Genomic DNA, 18890 nt, shown 5'->3' on the forward strand with positions numbered 1-18890 from the left:
CCTGAACTGGTTTTCCCCTCTCCCTGTGGGAGAGAGGAGTAAACAAGATTAGGAAGGTGTCCCGTGCTTTTTAGCGAAGCTTGGTTAAGAGAGTTTACCGATCCATCCTGCGATACGGAGCAACTGGTGGCCCGGTTGACGATGGCGGGTTTGGAAGTCGATCGAGTCGTACCGGTTGCCGGCGCATTCAGTAGCGTAGTCGTCGGGGAGGTGCTGGGGTTTGAGCCTCATCCCCAGGCAGACAGATTGCGCGTATGCCGGGTAGCAGCCGGCTTTCCCGAGCCGCTGATCATCGTTTGCGGCGCGCCGAATGTCGTAGCGGGAATGAAGGTTCCGTTGGCAACCGTTGGCGCAACGCTTCCGGGAGGCGTCGTCATAAAAGCCGCGCCATTGCGCGGTGTAATGTCTTCCGGCATGTTATGTTCCGCGCGCGAGCTGGGTATCGAGGAACAGAACGACGGTTTATGGGTTTTGCCGGCCGATGCGCGCCCCGGAACGGATGTGCGCACGCTGTTGAATCTGGACGATGTCAGTATAGAAGTCGATTTGACGCCCAATCGCGCCGATTGTTTGGGCGTGCTTGGGATAGCGCGTGAGGTAGCAACGCTGACCGGTAGTGAGTTGCATTTTCCGCAGCCCCCCGCGCATGCCTCAATGCACGACCGGGTCATGGACGTGACGATTAGCGAGACGGCGGCCTGCCCTCGCTATCTGGGGCGATTGATTAAAGGGATAGGTGGAGAAGCCGTTACGCCATTCTGGATGCTGGAGCGGCTGCGCCGTTGCGGTATTCGCGCCATCAGTCCGGTGGTCGATATAACCAACTATGTGCTGCAGGAGCTGGGACAGCCTTTGCATGCGTTCGATGCCGGGAAAATCCAAGGCGGCGTCCGTGTGCGATTTGCGCACGACGGAGAATCGATACAATTGCTGAACGGGCAGATTGTAGAGTTATGCAGCGATGTGCTGGTGATCGCCGACGCCGAACGGGCATTGGCTTTTGCCGGCGTTATGGGCGGTAGCGAATCAGCCGTCAATGCAGGCACCGTGGATATATTCCTGGAATCGGCGTTCTTCGCGCCCGGCGCCATCATGGGTAAGGCGCGCCGTTACGGTCTGAATACCGATGCATCCCATCGATATGAGCGCGGCGTCGATCCCGATTTGCAGCGCATCGCGATGGAACGCGCGACGCAGTTGCTGCTGGATATCGTCGGCGGCTCCGCAGGGCCGATAATCGAGCGCGTAAGCGCAAACGCATTGCCGCAACGCGCATCCATCGTCTTGCGCGAGGCGCGCATCGCAGCCCTGTTGGGTGTGGCGCTTGAGCGGCAGCAGATCGAAAGCATCCTGCTGGCCTTGGGGATGGATGTGCGCGTACAGGATCACGGCTGGTCGGTGACGCCGCCGGGTTTCCGTTTCGATATTGCTATCGAGGCCGATTTGATAGAAGAAATCGGCCGGGTTTACGGGTATGATAATATTCCGAAACGGGAGGCCAACGGCCGCGTCTCCCTGCAACCCGAACCGGAATCGCAGGCCGATATCGAGCGCATCAAGGATGTGCTGGCGGCACGCGGTTATCATGAAGCGATTACTTACAGTTTTGTCGATATGCAGCGTCAAACGCTGCTGGACCCGGCGACCGAGAGTTACGTTATACTGCAAAATCCGATTTCCTCGGATATGTCGGTTATGCGCACCGGTTTATGGGCCGGTCTGATCGATGCGGCATTGAAGAACCTGAACCGCCAGCAAGCGCGCGTGCGGTTGTTCGAAAGCGGGTTGCGCTTCAGCCGTATGCATGGCGAAATCAGCCAGACGCCGGGATTGGCCGGGCTGGTTGTTGGCTCGGTATATCCTGAGCAATGGGGCGAAAAAAGCCGGGGTGTGGATTTTTTCGATATCAAAAGCCATGTGGAGGCTATACTACGGCTTGCAGGACATGAAAACGAAATAAGTTTTGTTCCGGGTAAGCATCACGCATTACACCCAGGGCAATGCGCAGAGATTGTTTTGCGGCAGCTGCGGTTGGGATGGATCGGTATGCTGCATCCTGAGCTGGAAAAAACATTCGGCTTTGAGCAACCGGTTTTTTTGTTCGAACTTGATCAGACGCCGTTGCTTCGGCGCGGAGTGGTGAGTTTCGATACCTTGTCGCGTTTTCCTCAGGTAAGGCGCGATATTGCATTAATCGTCAACGAATCGGTGCAATCTGCTTCTTTGGTGAATAGTGTGAAGCAGCAGGATGCGCTGATACGTGAGGTGGTGGTTTTTGATGTTTACCAGGGACCCGGCATCGCCGATGCGATGAAAAGCGTGGCCTTGGGGTTGGTGTTGCAGGACGACAATGAAACTTTGACTGATAACCGGGTGGACGCGGTCATTGCCGATGTGCTTGTACACTTGAAAAATCAGTTTGATGCACAGTTGAGAGAGTAAAACGATGGCGTTGACAAAAGCCGAGCTGGTTGAAAATTTGTTGCAGGAATATCCTCTTATTAATAAGCGGGATGCCAAAGAACTGGTCGATCAGTTTTTCGAAGAAATAAAAACGGCTTTGGAAGCCGGAAATACGGTTAAGCTTTCGGGTTTTGGAAATTTCGATTTACGGGATAAAAAGGAGCGACCGGGACGTAATCCGCGTACCGGCGAGGAAACGCCGATTTGCGCACGGCGTGTGGTTACTTTCAGGCCGGGCCAGAAGTTAAAGGTAAGAGTTGAAACCAACGAGCAGTTGGTTTGATTTGGCGGGTTGATAAACTTTTGGCAAGCATACAGCTAGCCAGGTTGGAGCAGAGGTAAGGATGATCGAAACATGCGAAAGCGCGTCCGATCCATCAGCTCTGCCGCGTACCCATCCTCGCGGCTTCCATGCCCGGGTGTGAAGGGGGCTTGGTTTAGCTTCGCTGTCTGGACGGCCTCACCAGCCTTGCCCAGCCGCATTTCGGCAGGCCACACCCGATTATTATGCCGGACTTACCATTTTAGCTGAACACCCGCTGTCGGAGCTTAGGGAAATGATCAAGGCAGGTATCGTTGGCGGAACCGGATACACCGGAGTGGAGTTGCTGAGGCTGTTGGCTTTGCATCCTGGCGTGGCGGTGCATGCGGTCACGTCGCGTTCCGATGCAGGTAAACGCGTCGATGCTGTTTACCCTAATCTGCGCGGTCACATCGACAAGGTTTTTGTCGAGCCGGAGTTGAATAGCCTCAGCGAATGCGGGGTGGTGTTTTTTGCCACGCCCAACGGAACCGCGATGCGCATGGCGCAAGCCTTACTCGATAAGGGCATCAAAATCATCGACCTGGCGGCGGATTTCCGGCTTAAAGACGGCGCGGTTTGGGAAAAATGGTATGGAGAGCCGCATGCCTGCCCTTGTTTGCTGTCGGAAGCGGTCTACGGTTTACCGGAAGCGCAGCGTAGCGCGGTCCGCAACGCCCGTCTGCTGGCAAATCCGGGCTGTTATCCGACCTCGGTGCAATTGGCATTGCTGCCGCTGATCGAGGCAAAGGCCATTCATCTGGACAATCTGGTGGCCGATGTCAAATCGGGGGCCAGCGGGGCAGGGCGCAAAGCCGAGTTGTCACTGCTGATGAGCGAAAGCGGCGAAAGTTTCAAGGCCTACGCGGTTGATGGGCATCGGCATCTGCCTGAAATTGAGCAGGAATTGACGCAGGCCGCCGGCATGCCTGTCGGTTTGACCTTCGTGCCGCATCTGCTGCCGATGATACGCGGTATCCATGCGACGGTTTATGCGCGCGTGAAGGACGATACGCTCGATTTTCAGCAACTTTTCGAAACGCGTTATCGCGACGAAGTTTTTGTCGATGTGCTGCCGGCAGGCTCGCATCCGGATACGCGCAATGTGCGCGGTTCCAATCGCTGTCAACTCGCGATACATCGACCGCAGCAAGGCAATGCCCTGGTTATCCTGTCAGTCATCGACAATCTGGTTAAAGGCGCGGCGGGACAGGCTGTGCAGAATATGAATCTGATGTTCGGATTGCCGGAAACCCAAGGGCTGGAAGCGATAGGCTTGTATCCGTAATTATCAATAATTACCTTTATTATCACCAAAATCAATATTCTTATGGATAAAGCGGCTCAGGGTATCGCAACGCAACTGACCACAATCCGCGATTACATCCGTTGGGCGGCCAGCCGTTTCAACGAGGCAGGCCTTTTTTTCGGACACGGCACAGCAACGGCCACGGATGAGGCGGCGATGCTGGTGCTGCACGCGATTCATCAACCTAATGATTTGCCGGCAGGTTACTTTAATTGCGTCCTGGATTTATCCGAACGCGCTGCGATTCTGGCTTTGGTGGCTCGCCGTATCAATGAGCGCAAGCCCGCCAGTTATGTGACGCAACAGGCCTGGTTCGCCGGATTGCCGTTCTATGTCGATGAGCGTGTGCTGGTGCCGCGCTCGCCCTTTGCCGAGTTGATAGAGCAGCGCTTCGAGCCCTGGCTGGCCGATCCCGATGCGGTAACAGACGTACTGGATTTGTGCACCGGCAGCGGCTGTATCGCCATCGCCACGGCTTTCGCCTTTCCCGATGCCAAAATCGATGCGGTCGATATTTCACCGGATGCGCTGGCGGTTGCGCGCATCAATGTCGATCGTCATGATCTGGCCGATCGCGTCAATCTGTTGCAGTCCGATTTGTATGGCGCACTGGCCGACAAAAAATATGACCTGATCGTGAGCAATCCCCCTTATGTCAGCCAGGCCGAATGGGCCGCGCTGCCGCCGGAATATCATGCGGAACCGCGTATTGGTCTGGAATCGGGAGAAAGCGGTTTGGATTGCGTGAACGGAATATTGGCTCGCGCGAAAGCGCATTTGAAACCGGGCGGACTGCTGATCGTAGAGGTCGGCAACAGCGCTGAGGCGCTGGAAGCGGCTTATCCGCAACTGCCGTTTTGCTGGATAGAATTCGAGCGGGGAGGCGATGGCGTGTTTGTGCTTTCTTACGACCAGCTTTAAGTAAAATGCAGTCAGGTTGATTCATGTCGGGAAACAGCATCGGTAAACTTTTTTGTGTGACCACCTTTGGCGAAAGCCACGGGCCGGCGCTCGGCTGTATTGTTGACGGTTGCCCGCCGGGGCTGGAACTGAGCGTAGCGGATTTGCAGCGCGATCTTGACCAGCGCAAACCGGGAACCTCTCGTCATACCACGCAACGGCGCGAGGCGGATGAGGTCAAAATTTTGTCCGGCGTCTTCGAAGGCAAGACTACCGGTACTCCGATAGGCCTGCTGATAGAAAATACCGATCAGCGTTCGCGCGATTACAGCGATATTGCGGAAACATTCCGTCCGGCGCATGCCGATTACACTTACCATATGAAATACGGTTTGCGCGATTATCGGGGCGGGGGGCGTTCCTCGGCGCGCGAAACCGCGATGCGCGTGGCGGCGGGCGGCATTGCCAAAAAATATCTCAAGGAGTGTCTTGGCATGGAAGTCAGGGGCTATCTTGCGCAGTTGGGGCCGATAAAGGTCAGGCGTTTGTGCTGGGATGAAATTGACAACAACGCTTTTTTCTGCCCTGACCCCGATATAGTGCCGGAACTGGAAGCTTATATGGATGCGCTGCGCAAAGAGGGCGACTCGGTCGGCGCGCGCATTAATGTCGTTGCAACCGGAGTTCCACCCGGGTTGGGCGAACCGGTTTTCGATCGGCTCGATGCCGATCTCGCGCATGCATTGATGAGCATCAATGCGGTGAAAGGCGTTGAAATCGGCGACGGCTTTGCCTGTATCGAAGCCAAGGGTTCCTGTTTTCGCGATGAAATCACCCCTCAAGGATTTTTGAGCAATCATGCGGGCGGCATACTGGGGGGGATTTCTTCCGGTCAGTCCATCGTCGCCGGTATTGCATTGAAGCCCACTTCCAGTTTGCGTCTGCCGGGGCGTTCGATCAATGTGCGCGGGGAGCCGGTCAACGTAGTCACCACCGGCCGTCACGATCCCTGCGTCGGCATCCGCGCCACGCCTATTGCCGAAGCGATGACGGCTATTGTGCTGCTTGATCATTTATTGCGGCATCGCGCGCAGAATCAGCATGTGCACACCAGCCTGCAGCCCGTTCCCGCCGAATTATAGAACCAGTTATTGACCGTCCGCGGGCGGGATTGCCGTAAAAGGCCAACAAACGGTATATGACGAAATCCCTTTCAGTTCCTTATTGGCGGCTCTCCGGATACTACTTTTCCTATTTCGCGGCCTTGGGTGCATTTATGCCCTATTGGTCGATGTATCTCAAGGATAAAGGTTTTACATCCTCGCAGATAGGCCAGCTCATGGCCATACTGGCGTTGACCAAGCTGCTGTCGCCCAATCTCTGGGGGTGGCTGGCCGATCACAGCAGGCGCCACGCGCTGCTGGTGCGCATCAGCTCGCTGATGACCGCCATGCTTTTTTTTCCTGTCGACCGTATGGACAGTTTTGCGCAGATGGCTGGGTTGCTGGTTGCGATCGGTCTGTTCTGGAATGCGCCGTTGCCGTTATTCGAATCGGTTACGCTTGGCTATCTGCCGCACGATTCGCATCGCTACAGCCGTATTCGTCTGTGGGGGTCGGTAGGATTTCTTATCGCCGTGCTGTTTTTCGGCTGGGCGCTGAACAACGGGTTGGCTATTGCCTGTTTGCCGCAGGCGGTCTGGCTTTTGTTGCTGTGGATGTCGATCATTAGTTTGACGATTAACGAACCGCCGGTCCGGCATACGCCACAAGTTCATTCTTCGGTTTGGGCGGTACTCAAGCGGCCTGAAGTGGCTGCGGCGTTTGTTGTTTTTATGCTGGTGCAGGTGATGCATGGCCCGCATTATGTCTTTTTTTCCATTTACCTGGAGCAAAACGGCTACGATAACGACCGGATCGGTCAATTGTGGGCGCTGGGCGTGCTGGCTGAAGTCCTGTTGTTCGCTTTTGCGGGCGGGTTGCTGCGCCGCTTCAGCATCAGGCATTTGTTGCTTCTTGCGTTGACTCTCGGTATCGTGCGCTGGATGATCACCGGATGGATGGTCCGGCATGCATACTGGATTATCATCGCGCAAACACTGCACGCCGCAACATTCACCGCCACCCATATAGTCTCCATGAGTCTGATACACCGGTATTTTTCCGGACAGCATCAAGCCAAGGGACAAACGCTCTATTCCAGCTTGTCCTACGGCCTGGGCGGCATGCTGGGCAGCTTTATTGCCGGCGAGCTGTGGGAACGGACGGGGCCTGAGAGCATTTACCTGTTTTCGGCGGCGGTCAGCCTCCTGGCCTTACTTATAACCTGGGGCTGGCTGGATAGAGACCGGCCGGCAGTGTCGGCATAGCGGTTGTGGGAAGAGGGTAAACCCGTTCTCTTTGCGATACAATCATTCGGAGTTCTATTGCCGTGAGGGAGATCATGTGTTTGAAATAATTCGTGCCGGTGGATGGGTCATGTGGCCGATCCTGCTATGTTCCATGCTGGCGATGGCGATTATCATCGAGCGTTTTTGGGCCTTGCGGACCGGCGTTATCATGCCGGCGCACCTGATACCTGAAATCTGGAAGCTGCATCGCGAAGATGCGCTGGACGAAGCGCGCATACGCCAGATAGGACTGGATTCGCCGCTGGGCGCCATTCTGGCGGCAGGACTCGGCAATCATCGCTTTGGCCGTGAAATCATGAAAGAAAGCCTCGAACAGGCCGGCCGTTCGGTAATTCACGACCTCGGGCGCTACCTGGATACCTTGGGTACTATCGCCAGCGTCTCGCCTTATCTGGGCTTATTGGGCAGCGTGCTTGGCATGATCAAGGTGTTTTCCCTGTTCTCGGTGGAAAACGGCATTACCAATCCGGCGCATCTGGCGGGCGGTATTTCGGAGATCCTGGTTGCGACCGCATCGGGTTTGGCGCTGGCGATTCCCAGTTTGATGTTTTACCGCTACTTCCGCGCGCGCATAGACAGTTTGTCCATCCGCATGGAAGTGGAGTGCCTGCGCCTGGTCGAATTGATACACGGCGAACGAGCGGAATAGGTGCTTGATGAATTTCAGACCACAACGAGGCGAGCGGCTGGAACTCAATCTGATTCCGATGATCGACGTATTGATCGTGCTGCTGATTTTTCTGGTGCTGACCACGACTTTCGCGCGTGAAACCGCGTTGACCATCAATCTACCGAAAGCGGTGAGCGGCAATAACGCGCCGCAGGCTCCGGCCATCGAACTGGTAATCGACGCCGACGGTCACTATGCCGTGAATAAAAAGCGCCTGGAGCGTGATGAGCTGGACGCGATCAAGCAAGCTCTGCAGGACGCCGGGGCTCAGGAAAACTCGGTATTGACGATTTCAGCGGATCGCAATGCCCGTCATCAGGGTTTGATAACCGCGCTCGATGCGGCCAGCGTGTTGGGTTTGACGCATATCAGCATAGCCGCCGAAGCCGAGCGTCATGAAAAACCGGCTAAATAACTGGCTGCAGCGCATCTGGTACCAGCGTACTTCGCCCCCGGTGCTGCTGCGGCCATTGTCGCATCTGTTCCGGCATATTGTTCTGAAGCGCAGGGCTTGGTATGGCGCGCACCCGGAAGCCGCCCGGCGTTTACCTGTGCCCGTGATCGTGATCGGAAATTTGAGCGTAGGCGGCACCGGCAAAACTCCTTTGGTGATCTGGATGGCGCGATTTCTGACCCAGGCCGGATACCGGCCCGGCATAGTCAGCCGCGGCTATGGCGTGCGTTTGCGGCAGCCTTTACTGGTGACCGCGGAATTCGATCCCGCGCAGGCGGGCGACGAACCGGTGTTGATAGCTCAAAAAACAGCCTGTCCGGTCTCTGTCTTCCCCGATCGCGCGCGCGCCGCCGATGTTTTGCTCGCCGCCGGCTGCGACCTGATTATTTCCGACGACGGCATGCAGCATTACCGTATGGCTCGGGATATCGAAATTGCGCTGATAGACGGCGACAGGCGGCTGGGCAACGGCGCCTGTTTGCCCGGCGGCCCGTTGCGTGAGCCGGTAGAGCGTCTGGACAGTGTCGATTTTGTGGTATGCAATGGCGGTCAGGCGCAGCCCGGAGAATACCCTATGCTTGTGACCGGCTCAACGGCGGTTAATCTCGCCAATGAGACGGTGACCAGGCCGCTTGCAGCGTTTCAAGGCGAAAAACTGCTGGCGCTGGCGGCGATAGGCAATCCGCAACGCTTCTTCAACAGCCTGCAGGAAACCGGGTTGACGTTTGCAGCAAAGGTGCTGCCGGATCATCATGCCTTTGTTGCAAGCGATGTGGAGCAGGAAAACGGCATTACGGTTTTGATGACGGAAAAAGATGCGGTGAAATGCAGAAAGTTTAATTCTTCTGCATTGTGGTATGTACCGGTGGAGGCGGAGTTGCCGATTGCGTTTGGCGACAGGGTTTTGGATAGTTTAAAAAAAATTACAAAGGTGAAACAGAATGGATAGAAAACTGCTGGATATACTGGTATGCCCGGTTTGCAAGAGCCCGTTGCTTTACCGCAAGGAACATCAAGAGCTGGTCTGCAAGGCCGACCGCCTTGCCTACCCGATCCAGGATGGTATTCCGGTGATGCTCGAAAGCGAGGCGCGGCGTTTGAGTCTGGAAGAGATTGATGAATTGAATAAGGGCTTAGCGGAAACGGCAGGTGCATGAAGCGTGATTTCAAAATTGTGATTCCGGCGCGCATGGGGTCCAGTCGCTTGCCGGGCAAACCGATGCGTTTGCTGGCAGGCCAGCCGATGATCGCGCATGTCTGCGACCGGGCGCTGGAGTCGGGTGCATCCGAAGTCGTGGTCGCCACCGACGACGAGCGTATACTGCAAGTAGCGGAAAGCCGGGGCGTGGCGGCGCTGATGACGCGAGAAGATCACGCCAGCGGCACCGAACGCATAGCCGAAGTGATAGAACGGCTGGGTTGGGCGGACCACGAAATTGTTGTTAATCTGCAAGGCGACGAACCTTTGATGCGTCCGCAACTACTGGGACAGCTGGCGACGGCGCTGGCGCCCGATTGCGGATGCGAAATGGCGACTCTGGCCGCGCCGCTGGATACTGCCGATGTATTCAACCCGCATGCGGTCAAGGTTGTGCTTGATGGCAAAGGCCACGCGCTCTACTTCAGCCGCGCGCCGATACCGTGGGACCGCGAAGCTTTCGCCGACGAACAAAACCGGGTGGTGCAAGGCAGGCATTTTCTGCGTCATGTCGGAACCTATGCCTATACCGCCGGGTTTATCCGCCGCTATGTCGAGTTTCCAGCTTCGGAGCTGGAGTCGATCGAATGTCTGGAGCAATTGCGCGTGCTGTGGATGGGGGAGCGTATCAAGGTATTACGCATAGACCAGCCACCGGAGGCGAGTGTCGATACCGAAGCCGATCTGATACGTGTCAATGCATTGATGGAGCAGATTGAAACGGTGTGAGCGTTTAAGAATATAGATCGCATTACCCGGAACTCTAGTAATTGCGGGCGATGCACCGGATGTTTTGTCGTGCGGCGACTATTCAGCTCATTTGAGCCTGCTGCGGAAAGCGAATTATTAACAATATGATTTTCGAATGAAGCAACGTTGTAGGAGCGGGCTTTAGCCCGCGATCGGCCCTTTTCGCGGGCTAAAGCCCGCCCCTACAGTATGCAACGGTGACCGAACAGTTACGTCGCGCGAAGCGAGACAGGTTTAAAAATCGATTCTTCCTTGTATCATGCCGGTCTGACTTGAAAACTGATCCTTGATTTCGGCAAAATAATTAAGCAGAACACTGGGCTTGATTTCTTCAGTTTCGGCAAAATTCAACCGTGTGCCTACGCCAAGCAAGCCGCTGTCGCGCCCTGGACCGATACCGGGTACGGTAAATGTCAGCGCGTCGCCCGCGGCGGCAAAGCTCGCAGTCGTATAGGTGTTGGTGTTGGCAAATTCGTGCGACCACAGCGCGCTGAATTCGATAGCTCCTTCGATGACGCCTTCCGATCCAAGCACCGTACCTTCATACAGCGGCACGACGGCCTTTCCACCCAAACCGGAGCGTGCGGAGTTCATGAACGTCGAATTGACCTGCAATGCGGCGCTGCCTCCCGATTCGGTGTAGGTGCCCTGATTGACACGGGTATAGGCAAAATAGGCCACGGGGATGAGCGTCGCATAGTCGGTTTGAAACGGGATTCCGCTATCCACGCGCGCGGAATATTGCATAGCATTGCTGCTCGAATTCAGGCCCTGAGTCAAGACGGTGCGGTTGCCGCTAACCTGATTGCCGCCTACGCCGACCATGCCGGTCAAATAGGCGATGCCCGGTTTCCATGAGGAATAAATAAACCCTTGATTGGTGCCGATGCTGGTGGAGTTTCCTGCATTGGCGCCGGACGCGCCGATGCTGGCGTGCGAGGTGCTGAACATCGCGCCCAGCAGCCACTCGTCATCCTCGCCCAGATGGGTGTCAAAGCCGACCGCAAAGCCGTTGCTGTAACCCTGATAGCCATCGACGCCCTGGCGCGTACCTTGATTCTGGTGGAATGTCACGCCTTCAAGCCAGAAGCCCGGCGTTATACCCAGGGTGCGATAGGCCTCACTGCCATGATTGACCGGATTATAATCCGCCCCCATAAAGCCGGCCATATGTCCTTCGGACAAATGGTTATCAAGGATGCGCATCAGGTTGTTACTGACGTTGAAAATGGTCTGCTTCGTCGCGTTATTGATTTCCGGACGCAGTTGCTCGCCTGCAGCCAGCGCGGAAGCGTCCGATGTCAAGGCCTGAACCTGATTACCCAGGGTTAACAGCCCGTTATTGCTGCCGGAATACCCCATCAAGGCATTCAAGCTGTTGGCCGCGCCGCTGGTAATGCCGGATAAGGTATAAGCATCGCGAACGCTCGCGCCCAGTACCAGGTTGCCGTTGGTATTAAGCGCCGGCGTCCACGACAGCATGGCGGTATCGGCGCCGGAAGCCAGTTGCGATATATTGGACGCGTTCAGGATGTTGCCGCCCAGCCTGTTGGCAATCTCGAACCAGGTATTGTCCTTGACGATGACATTGGATTGAATGAGCGGCTGGAACGCAATGTTGCCGGTGCCGGCCGAGCCGCTGATGGTTAGCGTTCCCTGTATCGCCGTTGCGGTGCTGGGCGCATTGAGCGTGGAACCGGCTGCGCTTGCGCTATTGGTTATGCCGGTTCCGATCGTAATCTGACTGGCGGTCGTGGTGTTGGCGATATTGACGTTGCCCGTCAAAGTCCCGCTGTTGCCGAGATTGAATATCCGGCTGCCGACAAAATAAGCCAGGACATTGGTGGATTGGGCGCATGATGCGTCGCCGGTGTTGCTGCCGATTGCCGGACACGCCTGATTGGTGTTGGTGCTTGTGACCGATGTCCCCGCGCTGAGCCAGGTGCCCGCCTGCGTACCGGATATGCCCACGGCAAAAGATCCGAGGCTCGGGCTCTGATCAACGCTGATATTGCCGTTCAATGTGCCGGTGTTGGTAATTTGATGCGAACCGGAACCCAGGTACAGGTTGCCGTTGATCGTCCCGCTGTTATTGATGATACTGTCGCGTGGTCCGGAATTGGTACCCGAGTTGGCGACCGGCAGCGGACCGCCGCTTGCCAGCGCCGCCGCCATGGTCAGCGGGTTGCCGTCCAGCATCAGGATATCGCCCTTGATGACGCCGCTGTTGGTCAAGGTGGTTTGCGAGTCAGCAGTAACATTGATGTAGTTTTGGCCGCCGCTGCTGTAAACGCTATAGATCGGCGTATCCGGGTTGCTTCCCGTTACTGTCTGGAATTCCGCGCCACCGAAGTTGCCAATGGCCCAGTGTCCGGCATACAGCGCGTCGCTCGCGGCCCAATTGGTGTTGCCTATAAAACCCGAGTTGACAATGGTCTGATCGCCTGCGCGCCCGTAGATGGCCGCGGCAAAGTTTCCCTGTGCGCTAATCGTTCCGGTATTGGTCAGCACCAGCGTATTGGTATTGTCGTCGGTGTAAACCGCGGAAATCGGGTTCAGCGTTGCGCCGTTGTAGGTGGCGGTGTTTACGCCGCTGCTGACCGTGTTGCGCAATAATGAAGAATTTACGCCGCTGAAAAAGGTTTGGCTGGCGCTGATAGTGCCGGTGTTGTTGAACGTAAATTGATTGACTTGACCGTCGGAAATCACCGACTGCAGTCTGTTGGCGATGCTGTTGGTGCTCAGGTTGATGGTGCCTGAATTATTGAGTACCCAGTTATTGGCGGCCGGGTTTTCGGTATTCGGATAATTGGCGCCGATGATGCCCTTGTCGAACAAATTGGTCGTAGTGGGATTGATAAACTGAAAGTTGCCGTTGTTGTTTACGGTCACTGTGGGCGGGTTCGGATTGAAATTGGTTGCCGAGTAGGGCGAAGCCGCTGCTGCGTCGTAAACGCTGACGGCTTTGCCGGCGTCGGTGCTGCTGCTCGGTTGTATCGTGCCGGTGCAGGTGGTGGTTAAACCGTCGGAGCTGGCCGTACAGGCGGCATGGGCTACAGGAGACAGCAACAGTAAAGCGATGGATGAGCCTAGTCCTCCCATTACAGTCAACGGTGAGCGGTATGTGTGTTTCATTTCTCGAATCTCTGTAATTACACGGGTTTTGATACCCTGGTTATTGTGTTTATGGCTTGTCAGACGCTACATAGAACACCGAGTACGAAAGCGGTTTGCCATGTAGTGCGCCGCCAAACAGGCAAACGCCTCCCTTGCACACACTATCGAATCCGGTGCGATCCCTATTCAGCGCTACGCCCTTTTTTAAAGCGTAGCGACTGGAAAAGTCAGCTTAATTCCAGTGTACGCGGATGCCTCCGTAACCGGTGGCGGGCGCGCCCGGCCCCATGAATGTGGTCGATTGGTTATTTAGATAAACGTTCTGTCCCAATTGTCCGAATGAGGCATAGTGCTGATCGAAAATGTTGCGTCCCATTGCAAACAGCTCGATATTCTTGGTGATCAGATAACGCGTATTGAGGTTAACCACGGTATAGCTCGGAATTTGCGGATAAATATTCTGGTCGTCGCCGCGCGCATACTGGCTGGAAACGTATTGCAAGTCGCCGCCGAAGAACCAGTTGTGGAGTATTTCGTATTCGGTTCCGAATTTGACGGTGTTTTGCGGAATACTGGGTATCCGGTTGCCGGGCGTAACCGTTTCGGAACCCAGCGCATTACTGAGCACCGCCGTGGTTTGATAGGTCGCGTCGACAAAACCGTAGCTCAGATACCAGTTCAGCGTATCCAGCACCAGGCCGCTCAGGCCCATCTCCGCGCCCTGGCGTTGCGTGGCGCCGACATTCTGGAAATAGCCGACGGTAGTACCGCCCGGACTGTTCAAGTAGAGAATATCGTTGGTATTGCGTGTCTGATACAGCGCGAAGTTCCATTTGAGCGCTTCGTCGAATTTACCGCGCGCTCCCACTTCCAGCGTATGCGAAACCACGGCCTGCAGCGGCGGATCGGAAACAAAGGCGTTCGGCAGGGAGCAAGGCGCGTTGGGGTCGGCGCAGCTAAGCTCTACGGCTGTCGGCGCGCGAAAGCCTTCGTTGTAATTGAAGTAGGCGGTAAATTCCTTGAGCGGCGTATCCAGCGATAGTGCATCGAATGGATTCAGGGTAATGCCGGCCGACGGGTTTACCCTCGCGTAGACGTTGTTGCCGTTCAACGCCGTGCCCAGTTGATCGTTGGTTTGCACCTGCGCTTGCATCCAGTTCATGGCGGCGTTGGCGTGCAGCCAGTCGAAGATCGAAAAAGTGTCGGTGGCGAACACATTGGAATAGGCGTTCTTCCCTTTAATCATCACGCTGGTGTTCAACGGACTGACGGCATTTTCATACAGCGTCGAGGTAAATACGGCATCCTGGGAGGCAAGAGAGAAGTTGGTGTAGCCGTAGTTGTACCCCCCGCCTACTACCAGCTGGTTTTCGCGGTCGGCGATTTTATAGTTCGAAGTCAGCTGCAGATTGACGCCGACGCCGTTGGTTTTCGTATTGGTATTGGCAAGCGATCCGGGAATGATGGGGTTGCCGTCAGCGTCCAGGCATTGGGTGCCGCTGACCCAGGTGGCGCAGTTCTGGTTGGTGTTGCTGTTCACCGTGTTGCTGGTCATGTTGCGGTCATACACGTTGCCGGTCAACTGCAGCTCGTCCGTTATTTTGTGGCTACCCTTCAGGTTGGCGAAATACATGGTATTCTGCGTCGTATCCGGCGCGGTATAGATCGACGTCCAGCTCTGCTGCAGCATGTTTTGCGGTGTGGGACCGACGCCTTGCATATTGTTGTCGGCAAAGGTAAACGACAGGTCCAGGTCGGTACGCTCGTCCTCCCAGCCGACTTTCGAAAATACCTGGTTCACGCCGGTGGGCGAGTAAGGGCGCCAGCCGCTGTCGTCGAAGATATTACCTGAAAAGTACCAGTCGAAATTGCCATGCGAGCCGCCGATTTCGGCTTGATAAGCCTGGCGTCCGTAAGAGCCGCCATAGGCTTGGGCGTGAAAGCCGGGATGACTGAAACCGCTTTTGGTTCTGATCGACAATGCGCCGCCGAGAGTATTCAAACCGAACAATGGATTGGATCCGGGCATCATCTCCATGCTGGCGATCGCCATTTGCGGAATCAAATCCCAGTTGACGGTGTCGCCAAAGGCTTCGTTGATGCGCACGCCGTCCTGATAAGCCGATATGCCGATCGGGGTACCCAGTAACGGCGATGCTTCGAAGCCGCGATAGGTCAGGTTGGGTTGGTACGGGTTATTCTGAACATCGTTGATATTGACGTTTTCCAGGCGGCGGTTCATGAAGTCCGGCAGGTCGAAAGCTTCGTGACGATGAATTTCCTCGTCTTCTGCGGTCTGCACGTTGCCCGAAATCTTTTTCTGATCCAGGCCGGTAGTTCCCAACGGAGTGTTGCCGACGACTTCGACTTCGGGCAGTTCGAAGGCATCAACCGGATGCGTTGCCGCCACGGACCGAGGCTTTTCATTAATGTTCGGTCCGGGCGCCAGACTTTCCGTTTGTGCCGGTGTAGTGTTTTCGGTCTGCCCGGCATTATTCGCAGTAGTTGCATTTTCCGCGACAGTTGCAGTTTTTGCGGGCGCCGTGCTCGGAGCTGTTTTTTCAACTGGCGGATTCGCGGGTTGATCAGAATTTGAAAACCAGCGGTTGAATAGCGGAACGGGCTTTTTCGGGGGAGCCGTTGAAGTGCTCTCTGCCGCGTGCAGCGGCGCGACTATCAGATAAAGCGGTAAAGCCGTCAGCAAAGGCCGTAACGGAAATATGGGAATACGCATGAAAATACCGTGCCTGTTAAAAAATGTTACATAAGCCGTATTTTCAATGGAAAGCGTATTTATCTCCTATAGGAAAAATTCCTGAATTTCACCCGTCCGTTTTTTGTGCAGACTTGATATTCGCAGCGGCTTTTCGAATGATTGCGACGCTGGTGATTGAGTATTGCAGTAGGGGCATGGCATTTGAGCGGCAAACTCAATCGGGTTGACGCCGGGAGGTGTAAGCCGCCCCGGCGCCGGTTTTACCTGCGTCGGGGCGTCAAGCCTGTTTTTGGCAACAGGCACGGTCCTCGGTGGAGCCAAGCACGAATTGTTTAATATTTTCCTTAACCGGGCCATAGTGCTGGAAACGCGAATCGTAAACGTTGCCCGACTCCAGGTAGCCATTCGTCGCCTCCAGCAGCGCTTCCACGGAGTCGTTGCGGGCATCGTCCATGGCCTCCGAAAGATGCTTTTTCAGCCAGGTGTTTACACGCTCTGCAGGGCGAAGTATCGGAGCGCGCGCCAGATAGTTGGGCGCTTCGCCAAAGGCTTTGTTCAAATCGAACTGCAGGCGCAGATAGCGGTTGGATTTAAATCCTCCGAGCAGATTAAGGCAGATATTGCCTTGCACTTCCGCCTGGCCTTCCATGAATACGTCGGAGATATGCAAGCCCCACTGCACGAGGCCCCATCCTTTTATTTCATTGAACTCCATTGGATTTTTGTTTTGCCCAGTGCCGATGGAAAGCAGCTGGATGTTCTCCAGTTTATGACCGAGTTCGATAGCGCGCGAAATTGCGCACAGCGCCGGATTATTCGCCGTCACGCCGCCGTCGACATGCGGGAAGCTCCATTCTTCGCCGTTTGCTTCCGTATTGGTGAATTCGCAAGGAGGAAAAAACGTCGGCGCGGAAGCGGAGGACAAGCATATTTTCCAGAGCGGCTGTTCGAGATACCATTTTTTCTTGTCGCTGGGACGATAGTTGGTGAAAACAGTGGTATTACGGTATTTGGTATCGAAAGCGGGGATCACCAGTATCGGGTTCGGCACCGCCTGTTCGGGACTTTCCCTGCCCACGTCCCTCAGTTTGATGTATTCGCCGCCTTTCTTGAATTTTTCAAGACCTTGAATAACGCCGATCAAACCTTCATTGGAAAACTTGGGCGCCGACGGGCCATTTTGCAGCAGCAGCTTCCAGCGTCGGGGGTCCATCAGCTTCTGGTAGGGAAATATCTTTGTGCCTTCGTTCTGGTAAATGTCGACCAATGTTGAAGGACTATAGCCGACAGCTACGGCTGCTGCGATCAGAGAGCCGGTGGACGTGCCGGCGATCATATCGAAATACTCGGTCAAAGACTGTCCGTTGCACTGTTCCCGGATCGCTTTTTCCACTTCCTGCAGGATGCGTGCGGAAATAACGCCGCGTATGCCGCCGCCATCCAGGCTCAATATTCTGAAAGGACGTTTTGTTGCGAGTTCGGTTTCGTTCATGGTTTTCCTCCGTTGACGCTAGTGTTTGCTGAGAATGTTTTGAGTCGATACGTTTGATAATGCGGATATAGGCCGTTACTTCCAGGATTTGGAGCAACGTCCGTAGTTTATAGCATAGGTATATGAAAATGCGCAGCGTCAGGCAACCCACTGGAATGAAAGGGCTCGGATAGGTTATCCTTGCACGTCAATTTTGATACGGTAGACAGCTGTTTTTTTCATGATCTCTATTTTGATACTCACTAAAAACGAAGAGCACGATTTGCCGGGGTGTTTGCAAAGCGTATCCTGGTCGGACGATATTCATGTGTTCGATTCACATAGCAGCGACGATACCGTTGCAATTGCTGCCCGCGCGGGAGCGCACGTCACGCAACGCGATTACGACAATCATCTGCCGTTCGGCGGTCATGAAGGCGAGCATCGTACCTGGGGGTTGCGTAATATTCCGTTCAAGTATCCGTGGATATTCGTAATTGACGCGGATGAGCGCATGACGCCCGAGCTCGCGGCGGAAGCCGGGGCAGCTGTCGCAAACGCCGGAGAACAAGTCGCTTTCAGTGTTCAACGCAGGGACTATCTCTTTAATACCTGGCTGAAACATGCGGTGCCGACGCCATTCAACATTCGTTTATTCAAGCCGGATCGCGTATGCTACGAGCGTTTTACCAATCCCGCGATCAAGGTTGACGGCGAAATTGGCGATCTTAAAGCTTATTTCAAACATTTCCCTTATAGCAAAGGCATGAGCCATTGGGTGAGCAAACACAATAACTACAGCACCCTGGAAGCCAGGCAGATTGTTGAAAACCACAAAACCGCAGTTCGTTTCAGCATTGTAGACGCTGTTTTCGCCAGAAACCGGAACGTGCGGCGCTTTAATCAAAAAGAACTGTATTACCGTCTTCCTTGCCGGCCGCTGGTTATGTTTTTCGGATTATATATCTTGAAAGGCGGATTTCTCGACGGCAGGGCCGGTCTGGTGTTTGTGCTGTTGCGCTCCATTTATGAGTATTTCATTGTGTTGAAGCAAAGAGAGCTGGAGGCCGGGTGACTTTTCCGGTCCCTGTCTAGTCAACGAGTTGGCGCCATGCCGTCAGACCCTGCCCC

At 55.2% G+C, this 18890-nt stretch carries 15 protein-coding genes; 12 read left to right on the forward strand and 3 right to left on the reverse strand.

Annotated features, from left to right (window positions below):
- The first annotated feature begins 63 nt into the window (after positions 1-63).
- From pheT to kdsB, 11 genes are all read left to right on the forward strand, one after another.
- Complete coding sequence (gene pheT / locus F6R98_RS07690; RefSeq protein WP_153248510.1) at positions 64-2442, forward strand: phenylalanine--tRNA ligase subunit beta; 2379 nt, start codon at positions 64-66, stop codon at positions 2440-2442.
- A gap of 4 nt (positions 2443-2446) precedes the next feature.
- Positions 2447-2746 carry an integration host factor subunit alpha gene (locus F6R98_RS07695; protein WP_153248511.1) on the forward strand — a complete coding sequence of 100 codons (300 nt, stop codon included), beginning with the start codon at positions 2447-2449 and terminating at the stop codon, positions 2744-2746.
- Positions 2747-3020: 274 nt separating this feature from the next.
- On the forward strand, positions 3021-4052 hold the full coding sequence (gene argC, locus F6R98_RS07700; protein ID WP_153248512.1) for an N-acetyl-gamma-glutamyl-phosphate reductase: 1032 nt from the start codon (positions 3021-3023) through the stop codon (positions 4050-4052).
- Between the two features lie 42 nt (positions 4053-4094).
- On the forward strand, positions 4095-4994 hold the full coding sequence (gene prmB, locus F6R98_RS07705) for a 50S ribosomal protein L3 N(5)-glutamine methyltransferase (protein WP_153248513.1): 900 nt from the start codon (positions 4095-4097) through the stop codon (positions 4992-4994).
- 23 nt (positions 4995-5017) lie between these two features.
- Positions 5018-6115, forward strand: a complete 1098-nt coding sequence (aroC, locus tag F6R98_RS07710; RefSeq protein ID WP_153248514.1) for a chorismate synthase — start codon at positions 5018-5020, stop codon at positions 6113-6115.
- A gap of 56 nt (positions 6116-6171) precedes the next feature.
- Complete coding sequence (locus F6R98_RS07715; RefSeq protein WP_153248515.1) at positions 6172-7341, forward strand: MFS transporter; 1170 nt, start codon at positions 6172-6174, stop codon at positions 7339-7341.
- Positions 7342-7417: 76 nt separating this feature from the next.
- Positions 7418-8032, forward strand: a complete 615-nt coding sequence (locus F6R98_RS07720) for a MotA/TolQ/ExbB proton channel family protein (RefSeq protein ID WP_153248516.1) — start codon at positions 7418-7420, stop codon at positions 8030-8032.
- A 7-nt stretch (positions 8033-8039) separates the two neighbouring features.
- Positions 8040-8468 carry an ExbD/TolR family protein gene (locus F6R98_RS07725; protein WP_153248517.1) on the forward strand — a complete coding sequence of 143 codons (429 nt, stop codon included), beginning with the start codon at positions 8040-8042 and terminating at the stop codon, positions 8466-8468.
- Positions 8449-9456, forward strand: a complete 1008-nt coding sequence (gene lpxK, locus F6R98_RS07730; RefSeq protein WP_153248518.1) for a tetraacyldisaccharide 4'-kinase — start codon at positions 8449-8451, stop codon at positions 9454-9456. The genes F6R98_RS07725 and lpxK overlap by 20 nt, the downstream gene beginning before the upstream one ends.
- Positions 9449-9664 carry a Trm112 family protein gene (locus F6R98_RS07735; protein WP_153248519.1) on the forward strand — a complete coding sequence of 72 codons (216 nt, stop codon included), beginning with the start codon at positions 9449-9451 and terminating at the stop codon, positions 9662-9664. Before lpxK ends, F6R98_RS07735 begins: the two co-directional genes overlap by 8 nt.
- Positions 9661-10434, forward strand: coding sequence for a 3-deoxy-manno-octulosonate cytidylyltransferase (gene kdsB / locus F6R98_RS07740; RefSeq protein WP_153248520.1), 774 nt, complete (start codon positions 9661-9663; stop codon positions 10432-10434). The genes F6R98_RS07735 and kdsB overlap by 4 nt, the downstream gene beginning before the upstream one ends.
- A gap of 255 nt (positions 10435-10689) precedes the next feature.
- Here kdsB and F6R98_RS07745 read toward each other — a convergent pair whose 3' ends face one another.
- The 3 genes from F6R98_RS07745 to F6R98_RS07755 all read right to left on the reverse strand — a co-directional run bounded on the left by F6R98_RS07745 (position 10690) and on the right by F6R98_RS07755 (position 17780).
- Positions 10690-13590: an autotransporter outer membrane beta-barrel domain-containing protein gene (locus F6R98_RS07745; RefSeq protein WP_153248521.1), complete on the reverse strand. Its 2901-nt coding sequence runs from the start codon at positions 13588-13590 to the stop codon at positions 10690-10692.
- Between the two features lie 214 nt (positions 13591-13804).
- On the reverse strand, positions 13805-16306 hold the full coding sequence (locus F6R98_RS07750; protein WP_153248522.1) for a TonB-dependent receptor: 2502 nt from the start codon (positions 16304-16306) through the stop codon (positions 13805-13807).
- Between the two features lie 259 nt (positions 16307-16565).
- On the reverse strand, positions 16566-17780 hold the full coding sequence (locus tag F6R98_RS07755; protein ID WP_153248523.1) for a patatin-like phospholipase family protein: 1215 nt from the start codon (positions 17778-17780) through the stop codon (positions 16566-16568).
- 220 nt (positions 17781-18000) lie between these two features.
- Here F6R98_RS07755 and F6R98_RS07760 point away from each other — a divergent pair, with 220 nt between their 5' ends.
- Complete coding sequence (locus F6R98_RS07760) at positions 18001-18834, forward strand: glycosyltransferase family 2 protein (RefSeq protein WP_153248524.1); 834 nt, start codon at positions 18001-18003, stop codon at positions 18832-18834.
- Positions 18835-18890: the final 56 nt, after the last annotated feature.

Source organism: Candidatus Methylospira mobilis, from assembly GCF_009498235.1.
Taxonomy (GTDB): Bacteria; Pseudomonadota; Gammaproteobacteria; order Methylococcales; family Methylococcaceae; genus Methylospira; species Methylospira mobilis.